Source organism: Photobacterium kagoshimensis (assembly GCF_050337045.1).
GTDB lineage: Bacteria > Pseudomonadota > Gammaproteobacteria > Enterobacterales > Vibrionaceae > Photobacterium > Photobacterium kagoshimensis.
Genome location: NZ_JAKJSO010000015.1, coordinates 33,117 through 55,054, shown reverse-complemented (window position 1 = coordinate 55,054; position 21,938 = coordinate 33,117). Strand labels below are relative to the sequence as shown.

Annotated in this window: 15 protein-coding genes; 9 read left to right on the top strand and 6 right to left on the bottom strand. The window is 42.9% G+C overall.

The genetic code is table 11. The features are described from left to right. Window positions 1-74: 74 nt before the first annotated feature. The gene (gene rlmF, locus L4C35_RS13725; RefSeq protein WP_428463411.1) at window positions 75-1,079 is read right to left on the bottom strand and encodes a 23S rRNA (adenine(1618)-N(6))-methyltransferase RlmF; all 1,005 of its coding nucleotides are present in this window, start codon (window positions 1,077-1,079) and stop codon (window positions 75-77) included. A 268-nt stretch (window positions 1,080-1,347) separates the two neighbouring features. Between rlmF and L4C35_RS13720 the strand changes: the two genes are divergently transcribed. Genes L4C35_RS13720 through pelG form a run of 7 tightly spaced genes read left to right on the top strand, consistent with a single transcriptional unit; the run spans window position 1,348 to window position 13,377 of the window. Beyond that, complete coding sequence (locus tag L4C35_RS13720) at window positions 1,348-4,074, top strand: bifunctional glycoside hydrolase/polysaccharide deacetylase family protein (RefSeq protein WP_428463410.1); 2,727 nt, start codon at window positions 1,348-1,350, stop codon at window positions 4,072-4,074. A gap of 46 nt (window positions 4,075-4,120) precedes the next feature. Next, window positions 4,121-7,645 carry a tetratricopeptide repeat protein gene (locus tag L4C35_RS13715; protein WP_428463409.1) on the top strand — a complete coding sequence of 1,175 codons (3,525 nt, stop codon included), beginning with the start codon at window positions 4,121-4,123 and terminating at the stop codon, window positions 7,643-7,645. A gap of 14 nt (window positions 7,646-7,659) precedes the next feature. Then, window positions 7,660-8,181 carry a hypothetical protein gene (locus L4C35_RS13710; protein ID WP_428463408.1) on the top strand — a complete coding sequence of 174 codons (522 nt, stop codon included), beginning with the start codon at window positions 7,660-7,662 and terminating at the stop codon, window positions 8,179-8,181. Between the two features lie 50 nt (window positions 8,182-8,231). Further along, window positions 8,232-9,575 (top strand): PelD GGDEF domain-containing protein, encoded by a 1,344-nt coding sequence (locus L4C35_RS13705; protein WP_428463407.1) that lies wholly within the window; start codon window positions 8,232-8,234, stop codon window positions 9,573-9,575. Then, the gene (locus tag L4C35_RS13700; RefSeq protein WP_428463406.1) at window positions 9,538-10,506 is read left to right on the top strand and encodes a tetratricopeptide repeat protein; all 969 of its coding nucleotides are present in this window, start codon (window positions 9,538-9,540) and stop codon (window positions 10,504-10,506) included. The genes L4C35_RS13705 and L4C35_RS13700 overlap by 38 nt, the downstream gene beginning before the upstream one ends. Continuing rightward, window positions 10,503-12,023: a GT4 family glycosyltransferase PelF gene (pelF, locus tag L4C35_RS13695; RefSeq protein ID WP_428463405.1), complete on the top strand. Its 1,521-nt coding sequence runs from the start codon at window positions 10,503-10,505 to the stop codon at window positions 12,021-12,023. The genes L4C35_RS13700 and pelF overlap by 4 nt, the downstream gene beginning before the upstream one ends. Then, entirely contained in the window at window positions 12,004-13,377 is a 1,374-nt protein-coding gene (gene pelG, locus L4C35_RS13690; RefSeq protein WP_428463404.1) for an exopolysaccharide Pel transporter PelG, read from the top strand. Before pelF ends, pelG begins: the two co-directional genes overlap by 20 nt. 92 nt (window positions 13,378-13,469) lie before the next feature. On the opposite strand, the gene L4C35_RS13685 is transcribed toward pelG, so the two are convergent. Together L4C35_RS13685 and L4C35_RS13680 are read right to left on the bottom strand one after the other, a co-directional pair. After that, window positions 13,470-14,285 (bottom strand): slipin family protein, encoded by an 816-nt coding sequence (locus L4C35_RS13685; RefSeq protein WP_428463403.1) that lies wholly within the window; start codon window positions 14,283-14,285, stop codon window positions 13,470-13,472. Window positions 14,286-14,289: 4 nt separating this feature from the next. Then, entirely contained in the window at window positions 14,290-15,786 is a 1,497-nt protein-coding gene (locus tag L4C35_RS13680; protein ID WP_428463402.1) for an NfeD family protein, read from the bottom strand. Window positions 15,787-16,025: 239 nt separating this feature from the next. Here L4C35_RS13680 and L4C35_RS13675 point away from each other — a divergent pair, with 239 nt between their 5' ends. Next, window positions 16,026-17,126, top strand: coding sequence for a substrate-binding periplasmic protein (locus tag L4C35_RS13675; protein WP_428463401.1), 1,101 nt, complete (start codon window positions 16,026-16,028; stop codon window positions 17,124-17,126). A 66-nt stretch (window positions 17,127-17,192) separates the two neighbouring features. Here the strand turns inward: L4C35_RS13675 and viaA are convergent, their stop codons facing one another. Both viaA and L4C35_RS13665 read right to left on the bottom strand, forming a co-directional pair. Further along, complete coding sequence (viaA, locus tag L4C35_RS13670; RefSeq protein WP_428463400.1) at window positions 17,193-18,641, bottom strand: ATPase RavA stimulator ViaA; 1,449 nt, start codon at window positions 18,639-18,641, stop codon at window positions 17,193-17,195. Between the two features lie 41 nt (window positions 18,642-18,682). After that, on the bottom strand, window positions 18,683-20,332 hold the full coding sequence (locus tag L4C35_RS13665) for an ATPase RavA domain-containing protein (RefSeq protein WP_428463399.1): 1,650 nt from the start codon (window positions 20,330-20,332) through the stop codon (window positions 18,683-18,685). 425 nt (window positions 20,333-20,757) lie between these two features. On the opposite strand from L4C35_RS13665, the gene L4C35_RS13660 reads away from it, so the two are divergent. Next, window positions 20,758-21,639 (top strand): GGDEF domain-containing protein, encoded by an 882-nt coding sequence (locus L4C35_RS13660; protein ID WP_428463398.1) that lies wholly within the window; start codon window positions 20,758-20,760, stop codon window positions 21,637-21,639. Window positions 21,640-21,691: 52 nt separating this feature from the next. Here L4C35_RS13660 and L4C35_RS13655 read toward each other — a convergent pair whose 3' ends face one another. After that, the gene (locus L4C35_RS13655; RefSeq protein ID WP_428463397.1) at window positions 21,692-21,859 is read right to left on the bottom strand and encodes a hypothetical protein; all 168 of its coding nucleotides are present in this window, start codon (window positions 21,857-21,859) and stop codon (window positions 21,692-21,694) included. Window positions 21,860-21,938 lie beyond the last annotated feature (79 nt).

Below are 21,938 nucleotides of genomic sequence, written 5' to 3'. Positions count from 1 at the left end.
ACAGGGTGTATACGACAAAAATACAAAAAGCGGCCAAGGCCGCTTTTTTAATCATTAATGGGTAAGCAAAGCGATTACTTTAGCCAGCGCTCTTCACGCCACGCTTGCTGTTGTTCTTTATCTAAGAAAGTCCAAGCAACTACACGGGTAATTTTCTGGCCTTGTGCCATTTCAATGGTCTGAACATCCGCTGCATTTACCACTTTGAGCTGTTGGTAAATTGCAGGGAGATTATCTTTTTTCGACACTAGCGTAGTAAACCAAAAAACCTGTTCAGCACACTGTGTGCTTTGCTTGATCATTCGTTGAATGAAAGCCGCTTCACCACCCTCGCACCAGAGTTCAGCCTTTTGACCACCAAAGTTAAGTGATCTTGATGCTTTATTTGATGGCGTTACCGCTTTTCCACCTTTTTTCGCCGAGTTCGCTGCTAAGTTACGTACTTTTCGCTCGCTCCCCGCCAGCGCTTCAGCCTCTGATGCATGAAACGGAGGGTTACATAAGGTGAAATCAAAAAGATCTTCATCTTGAATCATGTTGGTGAAAATATGATCTGCATTTTTTTGCAAACGTAATTTCACACCATTTTTCAATGCCTTGTTACTACTCACGATAAACTTGGCCGATTTAATCGACAAAGGGTCAACATCTGCGCCTACAAATCGCCAGCCATATACACGGTGCCCAACGATTGGGTAAACACAGTTCGCGCCAACACCAACATCTAACCCCGTGATAAAGCGACCTTGCGGGATCTCTCCATCATTTGATTTAGCTAATAAATCTGCGATGTAATGAAGATAATCCGCACGCCCAGGAATAGGTGGGCATAAGAATCCAGCAGGAATATCCCAATAATCAACCTGATAAAACTGACGCAATAACGCTTTATTCAACACTTTCACAGCCAAAGGGTTAGAAAAGTCGACAGAGAGATCACCAAAGCGGTTTTCTGCAACAAAAGGAGCCAATTCTGGGCTAGATTGGATGAGAGCAGGAAAATCATAACGCGCACGATGCGGGTTTCTTGGGTGCAATCCTTTACTCGGTTTTGTTACCTGTTTTTTCTTTTGTGTCATTCCACTTACCAATAACTGTCGGCACAAAGCCATTTATAACCGCTATTGTAACCTTGTCATGATCATATGGGGAGCTTGATTCAATTATTAACAAGGAATTGGACCTGCAAACTTAAAATCATTGTGTTAGATCCAACACGTTTCAACTACATTGCGATAAAGATTTTAACAAATACATAGCAAATTCATCAGGCTGGGCTTACTATCATAACTGTGAGGCATGGTGAATGTGCCTAAAAATGTCATTTCACGCAAAAGGATTGTTGCTATGCGATTGACGCTATTATTGCTGATTAGCATTACGTTCAATGTATTCGCGAAAACTCCCCCATCAATCGTTTTTTACTATAACGATGTCGATTCGGTGCGTGAATTAATCAACTATGACCGTGTAGTTGTTAATGCCAACCTCATTACCGATAAACAAATACAAACGCTACATACCGCAGGTTCACTTGTTTTCGCTTACCTAAGCGTAGGGGAATACGATGGTAAAATACTGCCTCACACACTTGCCAATGCATCACCGACAAGAAATGAAAACTGGCAAAGCCATGCAATGACACTTTCCAGCTCCGCTTGGCAAAAACATTTACTCACTGAGGCAAAAAAGATGACCGATAGAGGCTTTGATGGCCTCTTTCTCGACACCTTGGATAGTTACTACCTATTTGCAGATTCAAAACAAGAGCAAACAGCTCAGCAACAGGCGCTGACTCAAATAATAGATAGTTTCCACCAGCTTCCAACGCAACCTAAGTTAATCCTTAACCGTGGTTTTGAAGTTATCCCACAAATTGAAGCGCCTATTTATGCTGTTGCAGCTGAATCGCTTTACGATAGCTACCATCCCGTCGACCAGACCTATCATAAAGTCAGTGAAAAGAATCGTACTTGGCTTGCAGGAAAGTTAGCCGAAGTCAAAGCACGAGGTATCGAAGCTATCGCAATCGACTATATCCCCGCCTCTGAACGTGCGCGCCAAAAAGCAGCAGCACAGCGCTTAATCGATGAAGGTTATACACCTTATATCAGCGATGGACTTTTGTATGAATTTGGCACCAGTTCCATCCAGCCTATCGCTAAACGAGTCCTGGGCTTTTACGACAGTCAATATGGCGCGATGAACAGCTCACAGTGTCACCGTATGATGGCGATGCCGATTGAATACAAGGGCTATGTACCTGACTGCCAAGATGTAAATAACTTCAACTTTTCTCAAGTAGACATAAGCCGTTACGCTGCAGTTTATATCTGGCTAGAGCAAGCTTCTTTCCAGCGCATACCTGCGCTATCCCAATGGCTTGATACCATTATATTTAAAACACCTGTTTTATTTATCAATCAACTTCCTACTGATAATGCACTGTTAGCTCGGCTTGGCATTCAAAATAGTGGTGATTTAAGTGGGAAAATTACGTTAAAAATTGGCCATGCTTGGCTTAGAAATCGTTACCCATTGCGTTTTAGTCAGTTTGAAACACAAGCTAAAATCACTATAGATCAAAATACGATCACGCCATTAATAACGATTGAAGATCAGGGAAAAAACACGTCTACACTCTTTTTCAAAGCTGGCTGGGGAGGCGCAATTTTAAACCCACTCCCAGTTGCCAGCTTGGCAAACGAGACAGAGGTATGGCAAATTGATCCATTTCGCCTTGTTGATAAAATCTTACAGCTCCCACCGATCCCAGCAGCTGATACGACCACGGAGTCTGGTCGCCGCATTCTAACCAGCCATGTCGATGGCGATGGTTTCCCGTCTAAAGGATGGTTTCCAGGCAAGCCCTATACCGCAGAGGTGCTACTTAAACATGTCTTTAAAAAATATACTTTCCCCCAGACGGTCTCTGTTATTGAAGGTGAAGTAAGTAAACGCGGCTTATACCCAAAAGAAAGCCCGCAACTAGAAGCGATAGCTCGGAAAATATTCAAGTTACCACATGTAGAAATTGCCTCTCATACCTTTAGCCACCCCTTTTTCTGGGACTTCGATAAAAGTGTAGACTCTAGCGCGTACGGTGAAAACCTGCCGATTCCTGGTTATACCGTTGATTATGAAAAAGAAATAATTGGTACAATTAACTATATCAACAAAAATTTAGCCCCTAAGGATAAAAAAGCACGACTGGTTTTATGGTCGGGTAAAGCTGATCCAAAAGAAGATATTTTAGCTATCGCCGAAAGGGCTAACTTACTCAACGTAAATGGCGGTAATACTTATGTTGTAAGAGGCAATGATAATTTCACTCAAGTCTCTCCAACCATCACTTGGTATCCATCGGCGGTTCATGTTTACGCGCCCGTACTTAACGAAAATTTATACACTAACTTATGGACTGAGCATCATGATGGTTATGGCCGCGCCGTTGAAACGTTTAAATTACTGGGTGAACCACGCCGATTAAAAACCATTTCAATCTACTACCACATGTACTCTGGCGCTTATCCTGCCTCACTTAAAGGTTTAACCAATGTCTATGACTGGGCAATAAAGCAAAAAACTACCCCTTTATATTTAAGTGAATACGCAGAACGAGCCCGCACTCTGTATGAAACTGGGTTAGCCAAAACCTTGGATGGAAAATGGCAAATCACATCAACGGGTATAAAAAGTATCCGAGCGCCTTACATCCTCGGTTACCCTGTCACACCACTATCTGAATTAGCAGGCTGGAATCAAGGGCCTGATGGCAACTATTTAGTACTGAATAAAGCGCGTACGCAGCTTCAGTTCTCAAAAGTACAACCAAAATCCCCAAGGCTTCACAGTGCAAATGCTCAACTGACCAAATGGTTAAAAAAAGGAAATACCCTTTATTGGGCGTTTAACAGCCATATACCGTTCGAAGTCGAATTCGCCAATATCAGCAAGTGTAATCTACGCACCAATCAAGCACTAACCAAAACACAATTACGCTCCAATACGGTACGTTATCAATCAAACAACATCGGTGTTTTTCAAGGTTCACTAACCTGCAACGACATGTAGCCTTAGCCTTTTTACCTTCACCGTAGAAGGATTGAATTCTATTGATATGAAAAAGCTTGAGTCAGAAAAAACAAACAAAAAACCACCAAGAATACGACTGGTCAATCGGTTGTCGCTGGTTATATTAACGCTCACATCACTTTGGGCGTTATGGCTTGTTGCACCAACCAAAACCATGTTGGTCAAACTGATCTCTCGCTCTACATCACCTGAAGTGTCGCTCGCTTTTCTTAATGAGCTAGAAAGCCATGAGCCGCAAAATCGAACCATTATGTTCATGCAAGCCCAAAACCAGTATGAATTAGGTCTGGCTGATGATGCATTACAGTCGCTGTCTCCTATCCTTTTGTATTCAGACAACCGACGTGATTGGCACAGCCACAGCTTATATTTAGATATTCTATTACAGCAGTCTTATTCAGATGCCCCTAAGGAAAAGCAAACGGCCAGTGCTGAAATTGCGACCTTTTTCTCTAGTATTGATTACATCCCAGAAGCAACCATGGCTAGAAAGTTTGCTGATGCCGCGATTTCACTGGCTATGCCACACTATGCCTTTAAATTTTTATCTCCCCACCTTCAAAGTGGCGAAACAAGCTATAAAGAGCTTATTGAATTAGCATTGCAAACGTCAGATTATGAAAACGCAGCCAAGCTACAACGTGAAGCTTTTATTGAATACCAAAGCCTCGATTCCCTTGCGTCGTTGATCAAACTTAACCAAAGCTCAAACAACGCAGCCGCTAACCTTGAATTTTTTAACAGCTATCAAGGCACGCTGGCTAATCAGCCTCAATATTTAATGCTGGTGATTGAACATGCTAAAGCCGCAGGTGAACTCGAGCTTGCGATGAATAAGTCACAACAACTGTTAACGTTAGCGCCTTCACCGCAATTACAAGTGGATACAGCTGATATAGCCATAGCAATGGGAAATTTACCATTAGCCGCTGATTTATTAACACAGGCGACTAACCAAAACCCTACGCCTGATTCGTTAGATAAATTACACAAAGTTTACCGCTGGCAGGGCGATATCCCTAACGCCTTTAAAACCAGTTTGATCATACTGAAAAAAGGCGCAAGTGAAGCACAAGTACGAGCAGGTATTGAAGAAGCTAAAGCACTGGGTGATATCTATCACGAAGGTACCTTCTTTAATGCACTTGCCTATTCAAATAAGCTAAAAGCTAGCGAATACGATGCGTGGTTAAATGCATTAGAAAAAGCCAAAGGTACACCTGCTGCACTGCGCAGTGTCAAATCACTCTCTGCGAAGCGACCTTATGACAGTGCTTTAATCAGCCATCAATCACGTCTGTATTCTTATAACAGTGATCATACGCAAGTGATTCAGCAACGAAATGTACTAAAACGTTTACGCCAACCGACGACCACAGAAGCAATGCGCTTCGCCAACGCCTACATTTATCTCAATCAACCAGAGCTTGCATTACAGGTATTAACCGAACCGTCAGATTGGCAAGTCGCCGATGACGATTACCTTAAGATGGTTGCAGCACTAGCCTGGGACAGTAGTGACAAACAACTGGCCCAGCGAAGTCAGCAATATTTGATGCAACGCTCTACCGCTAATATCGATGTTTATCGTTACATTCAACTACATGCCCCCTTTACTGCGGATGATGTCGACGAACTCACCCGTCTATACCAAGAATCAGGCAATAGTGAATTCTTACTATTAGCGATTAGATCTAGCAATGGAAGTAAAGACTCAGCGAAAACGGCTGCTCTTTTTGCTCTGGCTAATAAAGACCCTAATTTGGCACATACAGCAGAAATCGCTTATTACCGAGCTCAACTTGCCGCCGAACAAGGCCAAATTACCAAAGCTCACCAGTTTTATCAGCAAGCTATCTCAACGAATGCAGGCTTTCAGCCCGCAATCAATGGCTATATGTGGTGGTTAATTGCCACTAATGATCAAGACAAGCTGCGTACCCTTTATGAGAGTTATCGCCTACCACTGGCGAATAATGCTGATTTCTGGTCTGTGTTTGCCGCAAGTGCTCAACAACTTGGTCGAAATGATGAAGCTGACTTATGGTATCGCCGTCAAATACAAGCCACAGATCACCCCGATGCAGCCTTATTACTCAATTATGCGTCACTACTTGAATTACGCGAGCAATACGATCGCGCATATCAATTACGCCAGTACGTCGCTAAAAATATGGCAACATCTTTACTTGAGCTACCCGATGGTGACATTTCACACCGCGCCTTAATCGCTTTATTTGTTGATGACAAAACAGCCCTTAAATTAGTCGAAGCCAATACGCTCGCTCAGCCAAGCAACAATAATGTCGCCGAGTTAATCCAATACTATCTTGCTCAAGGGCGTCCTGATGTTGCACTTTATTGGCACGAAAAAACCGCGCTCAGCCAATACCAACTACCGGATTGGCAGCAACTCTCTTTTGCGATAGAGAAGCATGATCGTGAAGCAATGGAAAAGCTCCTCACTGAATCATTGACCTTGCCCATTGCTGATAAAAACTACGCGCTACAGGCCGTTGGTAGGCACCAACAAGCATGGCAACAAGCGCAGCAGGAAATTGGCGCACTCGCTGATGAAGTGGCCGAAAAGCAACTACGTAAGAATCATGTCAATCAACACCCGAATAAAACACACAGCGTTCGTGCCCAACACACAGCCATCACGCAATGGGACATTAATCGCTTCAGTCTTGACTATTATGCGCCGCACTACAACGGCTATTACCGCCTAGGCAGTGATTACCAGCAAGCAGATACCCCTGAGCTGTTAGGTAAAACGCCCATTGATGATGAATTCCGAGTAAGAGGTGGTTTTTACTGGCAACAAAATGAGAGCACATGGGCTGTTAAAGCAGATATCGCTCAGGGTGTTGGCGATCAACGCCTAGGTGTATTAGCCGAATTTAGCACCCAATTAAAAAGCTATTGGTCTGGTGGGATTAAATTAGGCATTAACAATCATCTCGAGGCCAGTCAATTAATGACCCTTGCTGGGCAAGATAATGTTCTTGGTATCAACCTGAACTATCAACCTACAGCACGTGAAAACCTAGCAATGCAAGTCAGCCTTCATGATTTATCAACGCGTTTTGGTGATGATATCGGCCGCGGTTGGGACATGAATATCCGCGCTAGTGAACAATTTTTCTTTAATGACCCAGCATGGCAAGTTTATAGCGAATTTAGCATGCAGCAGGTCAACCACAGCTCTAGCCCTATGAAAGGTGTCAATACGTGGCAACAAGGCCCCCGCCCGCTTACACCCAATGATTTTATTGCAGAACGTTATCAGCGATTATCGATTGGCCATCGTTTATGGCATGGGGAGCCAGGTGTACCTGGAGCGACCGTACCGTCACCGCGTTATTGGCTTGATAATTCAGTTGGCTATAACGTAGAAGCACAACAAATTGATATGACGCTAAGCGCTGGCCTCGGCTGGCGAATTATAGGCAATGACGAACTCTACATGGGTGTTGATTGGCAAAGCCAAGACCGAAATGGCGATGAGTCGCTAAAAGTAGCTTTTGGCTATTACTACAGTTTCTAATAGGGAGAAGTCAGATGAAACGCATCTTACTTGCCGCTTCAATTGCAGGGTTAAGCGCCTGTTCTAGCTATCAAGTGCCAGATAGCCCGTTATTTTCAGCAAACAGTAATTGGGCCATTATGCCTATGGCAAACCACTCGAATACACCAATGGCGGCAGAAAAAGCAGAGAAGATTCTCAATGCTCAGCTTTACGCCAAAGGGATCCGTGCCACTATATATCCTGAGCTAAACACAAATGATCTCGCCGTGATTATTGATGATTCAGCTAAACGAAAACAAGCACAAGCGTGGTTAGCATCACAACCTGTCGATTACATAATTACAGGCTCTGTGGAAGAGTGGCACTATAAAAGCGGGTTAGATGGTGAGCCTGCAGTTGGGATCACGCTAGAGATTAAATCGGCAAGAAGTAAAGCAACACTGTGGCGTGCAACGGGCTCTCGTGGTGGTTGGGGGCGTGAAAGTGTTAGCGGCACAGGGCATATAGTGATCGATGAACTGCTAGATGGGATCAATATTGAGAAACTCAAATAGCATGACAACGATTGTGGATTCAAAAAGAAATAGATTCTGCGAGTAGGCTTATGAATAAACTATGGCACCGCTTCATTATTGGCTTTAAAGAAGATGGCTTTGCATGGCTGGAAACCGCCGTGATTGCACTGCTGGCAATCTTTATTTGGATGAAGTCAGATTCGTTAGCCCCTACCTCAACAGATCATAACTTTTTCTGGCCTATTTTTGGCCCCCTTTTGATCTCGCTTCGCTATGGGTTTGCCAAAGGGTTTATATGTGCCCTAATCACAACCGCTGGTTTAGCCACAGCAATGCGGATCACCAATGTGCTTGAATTTTACCCCTTCTCATTGGCTGTTGGGACAATTTTAACAGCGATGATTGCAGGTGAATTTCGAGATTATTGGCACAATATCAATCAACGTCATATCCTCGATCATCAATACATGAGCCAAAAGCTTGATAGCTTCACCAAAAACTATCACCTGCTTAAAGTCTCACACGATCAGTTAGAACAGCGAACTGCGGGCCAAACAATCAGCCTACGTGCCAGTATCAATACCTTACAAAAAATTGCTTCCGCGCATGCTGACAAGCGGATTGAAAACATCGGGCATCCACTGCTCAACCTCCTTGCTGAAATAGGCGGATTACAAGTGGCAGGCCTTTATAAAGTGACTAACAACAAAATAGAGAAACAACCTCAGGCAATCATAGGGGATCACCATCAGCTCATCATTAAAGACCCTATGCTGCAAGATATGCTCGAATCCAAAAAGTTACTGTCGCCGGCAACCCTAGGTGAAAATGAGGTACATAAATCCCGTTACCAACTCTGCATTCCTCTACTCGATACTATGGGTAATTTACAAGCTGTTGCTTTAGCGGAAAATGCAAAATTCTTCATGCTAACACCAGCTAATGTAGCACTACTCTCACTTGTCGCGAACCATGCTGCAGACTTACTCAGTGATGCTTTACTGACCCCAATACTGAAAGCCAACCAGAGCAATCTCTTCTTAAACTACATGGCACGGGCTAAATACAATAAACGCCATTACGGCGCTGATAGTAATATGGTGGCCTTTGTTGATAGCTCAGGGAAACATGCCAATGTATTAAACAGCGTGATCAACTACCGCCGAGGGGCTGACGTCTACTGGAAATGTAAGTCACTTTCGAACAAGCCAGTATTAGTGGTCTTACTCCCCCTTACAACAACATACGACAGCCAGCAATACATTTCTCGTGTCACCGATTTACTGGAAAACACCATAGGAGAGGCTATCAGCGATATTGATATCCTCGGGCCACTCTCTTTAGACACGGACAATGCAGAGATCACGGCCTTCATGGATGAACTAGGAGCTTATGATGAAAGCTTGGCTATTCCTTCAGACCCTCGCGTTTGAAACAATCGGCTTTTACACTCTGCTCAATAAAGATATGACGCAGATGCATTGGCTTGGGTTTATCTCAAGCCATGCAATGGCATGTGCCAGCTTTACCCTGCTCTGTTGGATTTTGCTGCCTAATAAATACAAAACACCGGTAATAAGCTCTGTAAGCTTTTTGTTTTTGTTCAATTTTTTCTTGCCTCTCGTTGGCATGATAGGTACCGCTTCATCTTTGCTCGTCGCATTATATATTCCGAGAAGACAGAGCCTAATCACCTGGCAAGAATGCGAAGAAGCACCACTACCGCAAAGCCCTGGCGACTTATCTAGCACCCAATTTGGTGCAGGAGCCCTAAGGGAGATATTGCTTCATAACGACGATCCTGAACGACGTTTATTGGCGGTAAGCGCGATTCGTCATTTACCCAAACCCCAGGCCGTACCGTTATTACAGCTTGCACTAAAAGATCTGTCCGATGATGTACGCTTATTGGCTTATGCATCATTAGAAACCATCGAATCTCAAATAAATGAGGCGATATCTCTTTTCAAGAGCCAGTTCCAATATAAAGAACAAGCCAGTAAAGCTTATGAAATTGCCCAGCAATATTGGGAGCTATGTTACTTAGGCATTGCTGAAGGCGCTTTACGCAAACACTACTTAGATCAAGCAGAGCACTACCTCACGCTCACCAATAATATTTCATCGAATGCATCAAGCTACTTGCTGCTAGGGCGAGTCATGCTGGAGCAGCAACGTCCCAAAGAGGCACTTCAATATTTAACCCAAGCTATGGATGGAGGCTTGAGGGTCAAGCAAGTTGCACCTTACCTTGCTGAAGCGGCTTATGAGGCTGGCGATTACGAAACCGCCAAATATTACATAAGTTACTTCCCCGAGCAAAAAGGTGAAAAACTCAGCCAAATAAAGGAATATTGGGCATGAATAAAGATAATGACATCGACATATGCCTACTACTCGAAGGGACATACCCGTATGTTCGAGGCGGCGTATCGAGTTGGGTTCATCAAATTATCAGTGGCTTACCTGAGTTCAATTTCCATTTGATTTTCTTAGGTGGGCACCCTGATTTTTACGATAAACCCGCTTATGACTTTCCCGATAATGTGGTCGGGTTTGAAGTCCACTACCTGCTTGCTAATAACGGTAATTTGAAACCCAAAGCACGCAGAGGAAACAGCAAGCTCTTCGATGCATGGGGAAAATTCTTATCCTTTTTTGATAAAAACGATGCACCGATCCCTGAAGAGTTACTGAAAGATGTCTCCGACTTTTTAGGTAAAAATAACCAACTAACGCTCAGTGACTTCCTCTACAGCGAAGCTTCTTGGGATGTACTAACCGATAGATATATGGCATCGGCTGAACACCAATCTTTTGTTGATTACTTTTGGACTTATCGCAACATCTATCAGCCCTTGTTTATCTTATCGCAGATATCGCAAAATTTACCCGATGCAAAAGTTTTTCATAGCGTCTCTACTGGCTATGCGGGCTTTCTTGGCGCTCTCTGTCAGAAGCGAACTGACAATCCATACTTGTTAACCGAGCATGGCATCTATACCAAAGAGCGTAAAATCGATTTAGCGCAGGCAACTTGGATCAAAGATCGCCATAAACTTATTGATATCAGCATGCATAAGGGCATGGATTTAACCCGTAAAACATGGATCCGCTTCTTTGAACAACTAGGCCTGACGGCTTATCATCAGGCCAATAAAATCGTCTCATTGTTTGAGGGAAACCGCCAACGCCAACACAAAGATGGTGCGCCCGATAGTCGAACTCAAGTGATCGTAAATGGAATCAACACAACCCGATTTGGGGAAGCTTATAAGCTACGCCCTGAAACACCGCCTATGGTTGTTGGCCTTGTGGGTCGTGTTGTACCGATTAAAGACATCAAAACCTTTATCCGTACTATTCGAGGGGCCGTCGAAACCCTGCCAGATGTTGAAGGTTGGATTATTGGCCCAACAGAAGAAGACACCGATTATGTTCATGAGTGCGAACTTTTAATTGAAAGCTTAGGGCTAGAAAACAATGTGAAAATGTTAGGCAGCCAGAATGTTGCAGAAATGATGCCTCAACTTGGCGTCATGATGCTGACTTCTATTAGTGAAGCACAGCCATTGGTTTTACTTGAAGCCATGGCCGCAGGCATTCCTTGCATAGCAACCGAGGTAGGTGCTTGCCGTGAAATAATCGATGGCGCAGCAGGTGACGATGCTGCACTTGGATCTTGCGGTGAAATTATTCCCATTGCGAGTCCGATTGATGGCGCTAACGCGATTACTCGAGTGCTGGGTGATGCAGAACAATGGCGTAAAGCAGGCGATATAGGGAAAGCTCGTGTCGTACGCTATTACGATGAAAAAATGATGTACGACTCGTACCGAAAACTCTATCAGGAGGCCATTGATGGCGGGAATCGGGTTTGAATTAAGGAAGATTCTAAAAAAGAACACCATCCTTTCAATGCTAGAAGCATACGGTCTCGCGGGCTTAATCAGCTCAGGGCCTTGGGTATTGTCTATTCTCGCCTTGCTTGCGATTGGTATTCTCAGTGTCGGTTGGGTGTTTCCCACTTACGTCATCGTTCAGTTCTTAGTATTGGTCACTTATCTAATGGCTGGCTCGCTCATCATTAGTGGCCTATTCCAGCTATTGCTGACCCGTTTTATCTCGGATCTTATTTTTGCTAAACAAGAACACAGAATTGTCCCTAACCTATTAGGCTCAATGCTTGTCACCAGTGTACTTGCTGCATTCATTGGCGGCGGGATCATGGCTTTTTCTGATCATATAGAGCCGGCGGTCAAAGTCACCATCTTCACCTCGCTCGTACTGCTCTGTAATCAGTGGTTAATCTTGATCTTCTTAAGTGGGATGAAAGAGTATTACCGTATCTTCATCACCATGATGATCAGCTATGGTTTAATGGTCGGGTTAAGTTTTGTTTATACCTCAGATGGCTTGCTGGGTTTGATGCTTATTTTTACCTCATGCCAAGCATTACTCACGTTTGCCTTCCTCTACCACGTTATTCGTGACTACCCCGCCAATCAACTGGTCTCGTTTGAGTTTTTAGATCCGAAGAAAACCTTCTTCTCGCTAATACTGTGCGGTTTTTTCTACAACCTTGGCGTATGGCTAGATAAGTTTGTCTTTTGGTTTAGGGAAGAGACCTCCCACCAAGTTATCGATTTATTTCGCGCGTCATATATCTACGATTTACCCATCTTCATCGCTTATCTGGCGATTGTTCCCGGTATGGCTGTATTTATGCTGAGGATGGAAACGGATTTTGCTGATGCGTGTTTAAAATTTTATGATTCAGTCCGAGAAGGGGCAACGCTACAGTCTATTTACCTACTAAAAGACCGTATGGTACTTGCGTGTCGTCAGAGTATTTATGAAATATTTAAAGTGCAAGGCATGACCCTCGCCCTATTGCTACTGTGGGCTGAAGATATTTTGGTCGCGCTAAACATTGACCTCTCCTATCTTCACTTACTGTATGTCGACTTAGTGGGGGTAAGTTTGCAGGTATTGGTCATGTCAATTCTTAACGTGATGTACTACCTTGATAAACGCTACTCGGCACTTGCCCTAACGGTTTTCATGGCGGTGGGTAACTACATATTTGCCCATATCAGTATAGAACTTGGCCCTGTTTTCTATGGCTATGGTTTTGCTGTCACCATGCTACTTACCACCATCATTGGTTTGGTCATGCTGGATAAACAGTTTAACGATTTGGAATACCAAACCTTCATGCTGCAACGATCTTAAACAATACAGTTCCACTCAATAAATCAGCACCATGATTGATACATACAACAATCATGGTGCTGTTACTTTTACCGTTTAATTCAAACCAGTTGTTAGTTATCACCACTATCACTAGGCTGGCTCGGTTTAGAGGGCTTGTTGCCACCAGATAATGCACTCACATCTAGCCGTGATGAGAACTTATCAACCAAATCAATGGGCATAGGGAAAATAATGGTAGAGGTGCGATCATTCGCAATTTCCGTCAAGGTTTGCATATAACGAAGCTGAACAGCATTCGGGGATTGATTAAGCACTTTAGCTGCCTCACTCAACTTTGCCGACGCCTCTAACTCACCTGTAGCGTGAATAACTTTAGCACGACGAGAACGTTCAGCCTCAGCTTGGCGTGCTAACGCTCTCACCATACTGTCATCTAAATCCACATGCTTTATTTCAACATTGGCAATCTTGATCCCCCAGTTATCTGTGTGTTGATCGAGGATCCCTTGTAAATCATTATTCAATTCGTCTCGTGCCGATAACAATTCATCAAGCTCATGCTGCCCTAACACTGAACGTAAGGTCGTTTGTGATAACTGACTGGTTGCCTCATGGTAATTTTCGACATTGTTAATGGCCATTTTGGGGTCAACCACTCGGTAATAAACCACGGCATTCACTTTAACAGAGACGTTATCCCGAGTGATCAAATCCTGAGTCGGTACATCCAATACAATTGTCCGTAAATCCACTCTCACCATTTGTTGGATCACTGGCACAATAATGATCAAACCAGGACCTTTTACTTCATAAAATCGTCCGAGCAAAAACACCACTGCACGCTCGTATTCACGTAGAACTTTAAACATGCTGGCGATCAGGGCAACTACCAGCACTATGATGGTCGCTAACGAATAGGTAAACATGATCTTATTCCTTCTTAATGCTTTCTACATCAAGCCATAGACCTGAAATGTTTGTCACCACAACATGGTCTCCCTGTTGGTATTGCATATTAGAACGAGCTTGCCAGATCTCACCATCAACCATGACTTTCCCTTCGCCAGGAAAACCACAGATCACGGTGGCAATCTGCCCTTGGATAAGTTGCACGCCCGTTGTTACTGGGCGACGACGTACTTTGAGCAGTAATGCAATAATGACAAAGAAAAACAGTGCAGAAACAACGGTTAACCCCACAATAAGCGGAACAGCGATTTGAAATCCGGGGGTTTCGGTATCCATCAACATGACAGAACCCAACACAAAAGCAACAATCCCCCCTAACCCTAAAATACCGAAACTCGGGCTAAAGGTTTCTGCAATCATGAGTGCAATACCCAGTAACAACAAACCTAGCCCTGCATAGCTAACAGGTAGCAGTTGCAGCGAATACATAGCTAAAATGAGGCAAATACCACCAAGTACACCAGGTAACCCTACCCCTGGATTATAAAATTCAAGCAATAAGCCGTATATCCCAATCAACATCAAGATATAAGCAACATTGGGGTTGGTAATGACAGTGAGTAATTTAAATCGCCAGTCTTGTTCACGTTCAATGTATGCAACATTAGAGAGGGCTATGTCGCTTTGAACTCCATTCACAATCACAGTTCGCCCATTCGCTTTAGCAATCAATTGGTCAAGATTAGGTGCGATAAAATCAATGACATTTTTCGCTAGAGCACTTTCCGCATCTAGGCTCGCTGCTTCCGTAACCGCTTTTTCCGCCCATACTTCGTTACGACCATGCAACTTGGCTAAACTTTGAATATAAGCCGCTGCATCATTCATCACCTTCTTTTCCATCGCTGTTTTTGCGGCAATTTTATCACCCTCTCCAGGTGCGTTATCGGTTTGCTCAGGCTTACCCGCGGCTTCAGATTCATCCTTATTTGTACCTGTTGTTTTGTCTGTTTGATCTGAGCTGTCCGATGGTGATTGTTCTGAGGAAGGTGCGGGTTGGGAACGAGAAGCCTCATCAGGTTGTTCTTGTTTAGGTGCAAACGGGTTATTACTGTCAGAATCTTTATCGCGCTGCGGCCCGCCTAGCGAAACAGGCGTCGCGGCGCCTAAATTCGTCCCTGGTGCCATTGAAGCAATATGACTTGCAAGCAGTATGTATGTTCCTGCACTCGCAGCACGAGATCCTGCTGGGCCGACCCATGTTGCAATAGGAATAGGTGAAATGGTAATAGCTTGAATGATTTCTCGCATTGAAGTATCAAGGCCTCCAGGGGTATCCATTTTCAATACGATAAATTTTGCTTGCTGCTCTTGGGCCAATACAATTTCTCGTGAAACATAATCACTTATTGCAGGGCCGATCCCCCCTTTAATTTCAATAACCCACACATCATCTGCATAAGTAAAAGATGGTACCCAGAGTAAAACGATCCAAAAACATAACAACAACCGTTTCATCTTATGCTCCTACTCAGCCACAAGAACAAACACGAAGGGAGAATCTCTGTTCATCAATGGAGCTCTTGCCTCGCCCTTTTTATTCGTATTGTATTTACGCGGCTTATGTTAACAATATTAATAGTAAGGATAGACTAGCCCCTAAGTCTCGCTATTAACATTCGTCTTTATCGTCTCACTGTTACGTCAGTCATTGATCAGAATCACTTTTATACTTACGAGATTGAACGGAGGTGACAATGAAGGGTGAATACCAGCGATTGGCCACATATATCATCACATTAGCCATATTTTTAGTTTTAATTGGCGCGATGATTAGCTCTGCATATGCCAACACGCAGACGGTTAAAGTTGGTAGCTACGACTGCCCTCCGTTTGTAATGACGGATGAAAATGGAACCTATAGTGGGCTAAGTATATTTCTGTGGCAAAAAATGGCAGAAAGTCTTGATGTGAATTTCGAAATATCTAGCCATGAATTAAAAGAGCTGCTTGATGATGTAAGCACTGGTAACGTCGATATTGCGGTATCCTGCATCTCAATCACTGAAGAACGTGAGCTCATCCTAGATTTCACACATTCTTTCTACGAAACATCACTCGCAATAGCCGTAAAAGAGCAAGGGCATCTAACGACACTGTTAAATATCATTACCAACAAAAAACTATTATTTATTTTAGTGGTTATTTTCGCTGCTGCCGCCTTCGTGGGGGGAATATATTATCTGCTAGAGCACAAAGTAAATGATAAATTGTACTCAATGCCGTCACGCGCGGCGCGGTTATTGGAAGGATTCTTATTAGGGCTACTCTTTATTACCAAAGGTCCTTTTAATTATTACGAATTCAAAACATTAACAGGCCGCTTTATTACCGTGCTACTGGCCATTACGACGACGCTTTTTATTGCCAGTATTACCGCAATACTGGCCAGTACTTTTACGTTAGGATTATTGAGCAGTGACATTAAAAGCCCGAATGATTTAGCCAATCTAAACGTTGGTGCCAAGCTTGCCTCAACTTCCTCGATATATCTAACCAATCACAGTATTGTCCATAGAACCTATGAATCGACAGAACAAATGCTCACCGCACTAGACAAACAAGAAGTTGACGCAATTGTTGCCGATGATGCTGTCTTAAAATACCTGATAAAAAAATCCAAGGAAGATGGTAAATATACTGACCTTTCTGTACTGCCTTACCAGTTTGAAAAACAAAATTACGGCTTTGCGATTGGCGATAACAGCCCTTATGAAGAAGTACTTAACCGCGCGCTATTAAAAGTACGAAAAAGTCCAGAATGGAAGCAAGCACTGAGTAAATATTTTGCAGAATAGTAGCACTTAGTTACAACAAAAAATCGGCTAACAAGCCGATTTTTTAGCGTTTAGCAAAACGTTAATTTAGCGCCATTTCATTAAACGGCTGAACTTCGATGGATGATAAGACCAACAATGGTCAAATATATCCATCAAGGCAGGGTTACCGTACTTCGACAGTGTTACAGCATGAAAGCGATTCCTGCTTGCTTTCAATTTATCAATTCGACGTAACATTTCTTCTGGCTGTGATGGCGCAATAAAATCAGACAGCACAACTAAATCTGCATTCTTGTACTTTTCACCACACATCAAATCAATCGACTGATCTAAGACTGGTGACAGATCCGTACCGCCATGAAATGAATAAGACAAGAAATTTAGCACTTCACTCAGGCCATCTTGCTTAGTGAGTTCGTAAGTAATTTGTTGAGTCGAAAACATGATCACGAAGCAATCACGATCTTCAGCCAACGCAATTTGCATCAAACCATAAGCCAAGGCCTTAGCACATTGCTCAGGATAGCCCGACATAGAACCCGATGCATCAATACAAACAATAAATGGGCCTTTGTCTTGCTCCACTTGCTTACTCTGGCGTTTATAGGCTTTCACTTTGCGTAGTTTGCGCTGTGTCCCTTGAACACGGTAGTTCATTAGGCGCTTATCAACTAAGTGCTTATAAAACACCACTTCCAACTCAGGATATGCCAAAAACATGGTTTCATTCGGCAATAACTTTGATAAGTCATCACTTTCGTGCACACCGACAATATCGTCAGAAACATTATCGCTACGCTCTTCCACCATACGAATATCTTCTGAACGTACCCTTTCCTTATTAGGGTCATCAATTTCGCTGGCCATGCGACCTAGTTTTTCAGCGATCTCTTTCAAACCATCATTACGTTTAAGAAAACGAGCGACCGATTTCATCGATTCGACATCAGTACGGGTTAGCTTGGCTTTTGCCATATCCCATAAGCGACCAACTTTTGTTTCGTCACCCGCATCGCTCACTTGCTCCATTTGCTGCATGGTTTCGATACGTTGATATAAATCAGCAAGCAACTGCTCTTTATGCTGTTCTAACTCATCGAGCTGAGCTTGTTTAAGCGTTTCTGTTAAATGCTGATACCACTGACTACAGAAATAGCTCTGGAACATAGGGTTGTGCTTAGCATGCTCTTTAGTAACCAGCGATTTGGCTTTAAAGTAAAACGTAGAGTGCCCTTCTAGCTGCTTTACTATGCTATCTGCTTGGCTAATAAAATACTCTTCATTCCAATTAATGGCTTGTTCATAAAGTGCTATTTCTTGTTTAAAGCGATCTTCGACACTAACTTTAGTAATGCGTTGCTGTACCTGACCACGCCACTTGATGATCTGGTTTTTCATGGCGGTTTTAATACCGGGATTAGCTTCTGCCGCCATGATTAATTGCGGGCGCATCAATAGCTCATGAATGGCAGAATCAACGATGCCTGATTCAGCCACCATCATTGCAAGATTAATACTTTCTGATACTGGCATAAGTCAGGATCCTCGTTACTCGTACCAACTGATATGCTGATTTATGCAAAGTAGTCTGAAAGGTGGGCAATACGAAACGCACCTTTCTCAACTAGGCGTTTTAGCTCAGTCACTGAATCTGATGCCATTGCTATGCTATTTTCAATCAACTCAGGCAGTTCTGATTCAACGAAGTTATGCGGTAATGCACCATGGAAAGAGCTACGTGACTTTTTAATATTATGCTCAGCATCAACGACCTTCTCTGATGCTCGATCAAGTTCTTTTTGCCAATTCGCTTTCTGAGTTGCGCTAATACCACGAGAGCCCGCTATACCCACTAGCACGGCTCTGTTAGCGATATCTTTAATCACTAACTGTAAATTAGCGTCCACTTCAAACTGTAGTCGACAAAGGTTGGTATTCTTATTCACAAAACCATAGATATCACACTGGCCCGTTTTGATTTTCTTTTCAAACTCATCACCATCAACGTATACCCAGCGACCATCCCCTTTCTCTTGTTCGGACACCGATGGATTTTGTTGCAGCATCACCAATTTAATCATGCGCGGATTATGGTTGACCGTATAGCGTTTAGCGCCTGAGAAATCATACTTAAACCACTCTTTTCGCATCATGGTTTCGCGCGAAAACGACATGCTTAATGTGTCAGCTACTTCTTTATTAATACCATCAAGAAGCGCTTGCGCTTCATTGGCATCCGCTTGGGAAGCTTCTTGGTTGAAAGCCTTTTGAGTAGCAAAATCACGGATAATATTACGCACCACATGGCGTGATTCAGGGCTATGCCATAAACAGTCTTGCAGTAACAACAGATCCAACGGGTTAATCTCACCTCGGCCATTGAAGAAAGCACTCGCTTTTAATAAGCGCACTGACTTCTTCCAACGACGATCTGAAATATATAACTCACTGTCTTCAGCCAGCCCCTCACCTGAGTCTACTCTTTCTTCAATCATGCTTTTCAGCTGATAAATCTTTTCAAAAATCGTTTCATCTAGCTCGACATTTTCAAGGTGCGCTTGCCACTGTTGATATTCTTCATCTTTAATCGTCAGGGCAGGGTCAACTTCTTGAATCGTGCTCTCCCCCATCAACATGGCTTTAAAGTTTTGTTTCTCTTGAATACGGTTAACGAATACGCGTACTAACATTCGGTCGTAAAGCGCTTCTAATCCACTGTCTTCATCGGGCAATTCGTTTGAAGCCGTGATCAGCAAACGCATTGGAACAGGCAAAATTTCCTGACCATTTTTAAAAGTACGTTCGTTTACAACAGTCAACAACGTATTCAAGATGGCAGGGCCGGCTTTCCAAATTTCATCAAGAAAGACCACTTCTGCCGTTGGCAAATAGCCATCAACAAGGCGCACGTATTTGCCGTTATCTTTTAATTCCTGAATAGAAAGGGGGCCAAACACCTCTTCAGGCGTTGAAAAACGGGTCATCAGGTAATCAAAAAAACGGCTATTATCGAATGCTTGAATAAGACGCTTAGCGATAAGGCTCTTTGCTATACCAGGGGGGCCTAGCAAAAAAGCACTTTCACCGGCCAATGCTGCAAGTAGGCAGAGCTTAATGGTTTCTTCTCTTTCATAGACCCCATTAGATAATGCTTTGATGAGCTTCTGAATCCGCTCTGATACCAAAGCACCATTGGGCTGTGTTGTTCTAGCCATTGTTAACATATTGTCCGACCTCTATTGTTATGTCCTTGTGCGTAAACTGTTCGCAGTAATGCACAACAATTCCTAGTCATTTCAAGAATAGACATAAACACCAAATGTTACAGCATTGTAAATGGAAATATTTTGTTACATACCTATATACCAAACCCTTGTTGTACAATGTAGTCTGAAATCTATGTTTCCAATTCTGAGAGTAAAGTCACACTTAGTATTTACCGCTTATTTTGCCGTTTACTAAAACTACCTTCCTTCAAAAACACTTTTTAATTAAACAGCTTAAGAGTCAATTTTAACTCATAAAATGCAACTTTGTTCGTGTCAAAAAAGATTCGTATAGCGTTTATCAGCATTATTAAATAGTAGGCTTGTTCCGCTTTATTAACTTTGCGAAGATAATATCAATTTTATAAAGTAAGCCGATGCATATGAACAAAGTATCTCAACTCCCAGCACGATTAACTGTCGTCATTTGTATCGGCGTTCTGTTTTCAGCTTTCGTCCCATCAAGCGGCATGCTTGAAGTCATGACGTCAATAATGACGCTAGTGCTTATCATTATGCTATTAAAAGAGGATTTTGGGCGTGAGATGAAAGGCTGGCTAATGCTGGCTTTCGGTACTTATTCGATTGGTGTGATTGCAGACTTGCTTGATGAAGTGCCAGAACTTAACGATCACTGGTTAATTGATAATTCAGACGACGTTTTTATGCACATCGGTGTTTTCCTTATGTGCCTTTGCTTTATTAAAATGCTCCAACAACGCCAAAAACTGATCGCGAGTTTAAATGCACAAATCGAGAAAGCTCACCATTTAGAAGAAGAACTCAGTAAACACGCATTTCAAGACAGTCTCACTCAGTTAGAAAATCGACGAGCGCTATTCCGTCGTTTCGACACTATTGCTATTCAACTTCAGCGTGGCGTATTAGCTTATATTGATATTGATAACTTCAAAAAGGTGAACGACCGATTTGGCCACAAACGTGGGGATGAATTACTGATTGAGATTGCAGTTATGCTCCGCACAACCAGTCCAGAAGGCAGCAATATTTACCGCATTGGCGGGGATGAGTTTGTCGTACTCTTACCGACAGATAATAATGAAGCAACCCATCAATGGGTTGAGCTTTTATACCAATCGACAAAAATGATGCGACAAAACTTCGATATTGATCTGAGTATCGGTATTGTGCCTTATCATGCTGGCAATCTATCTGATCCAGATAGCATCTTGGCTCATGCCGATAAAGAAATGTACAAAAAGAAAGCAGAAAAGAATAAACACACTGTACTGGGCTCGCACTAAAAAGCGCGATGAGAAATACATACAATTTCCAGCGCTCACGTTTACTGATGCTTTAATGCTGCAACAATAATTCTAGCTCTTCTTGGCTAACAATTTGATTCACATCCAATATTTTATGCTGATTATACGCGTACTTAGATTGTAGATATAACACCTTTAGTTGCTCATCATTCAAGGATTCAATTTTTGATAGTAATTCGACAAATTCGACTGTTTCCATAGTCTGCCCTACCCTATTCCTTAACTTTACTCACCAAATCATGGCATTCCATACATTTCTCCGAACCAAGCGTTTTATC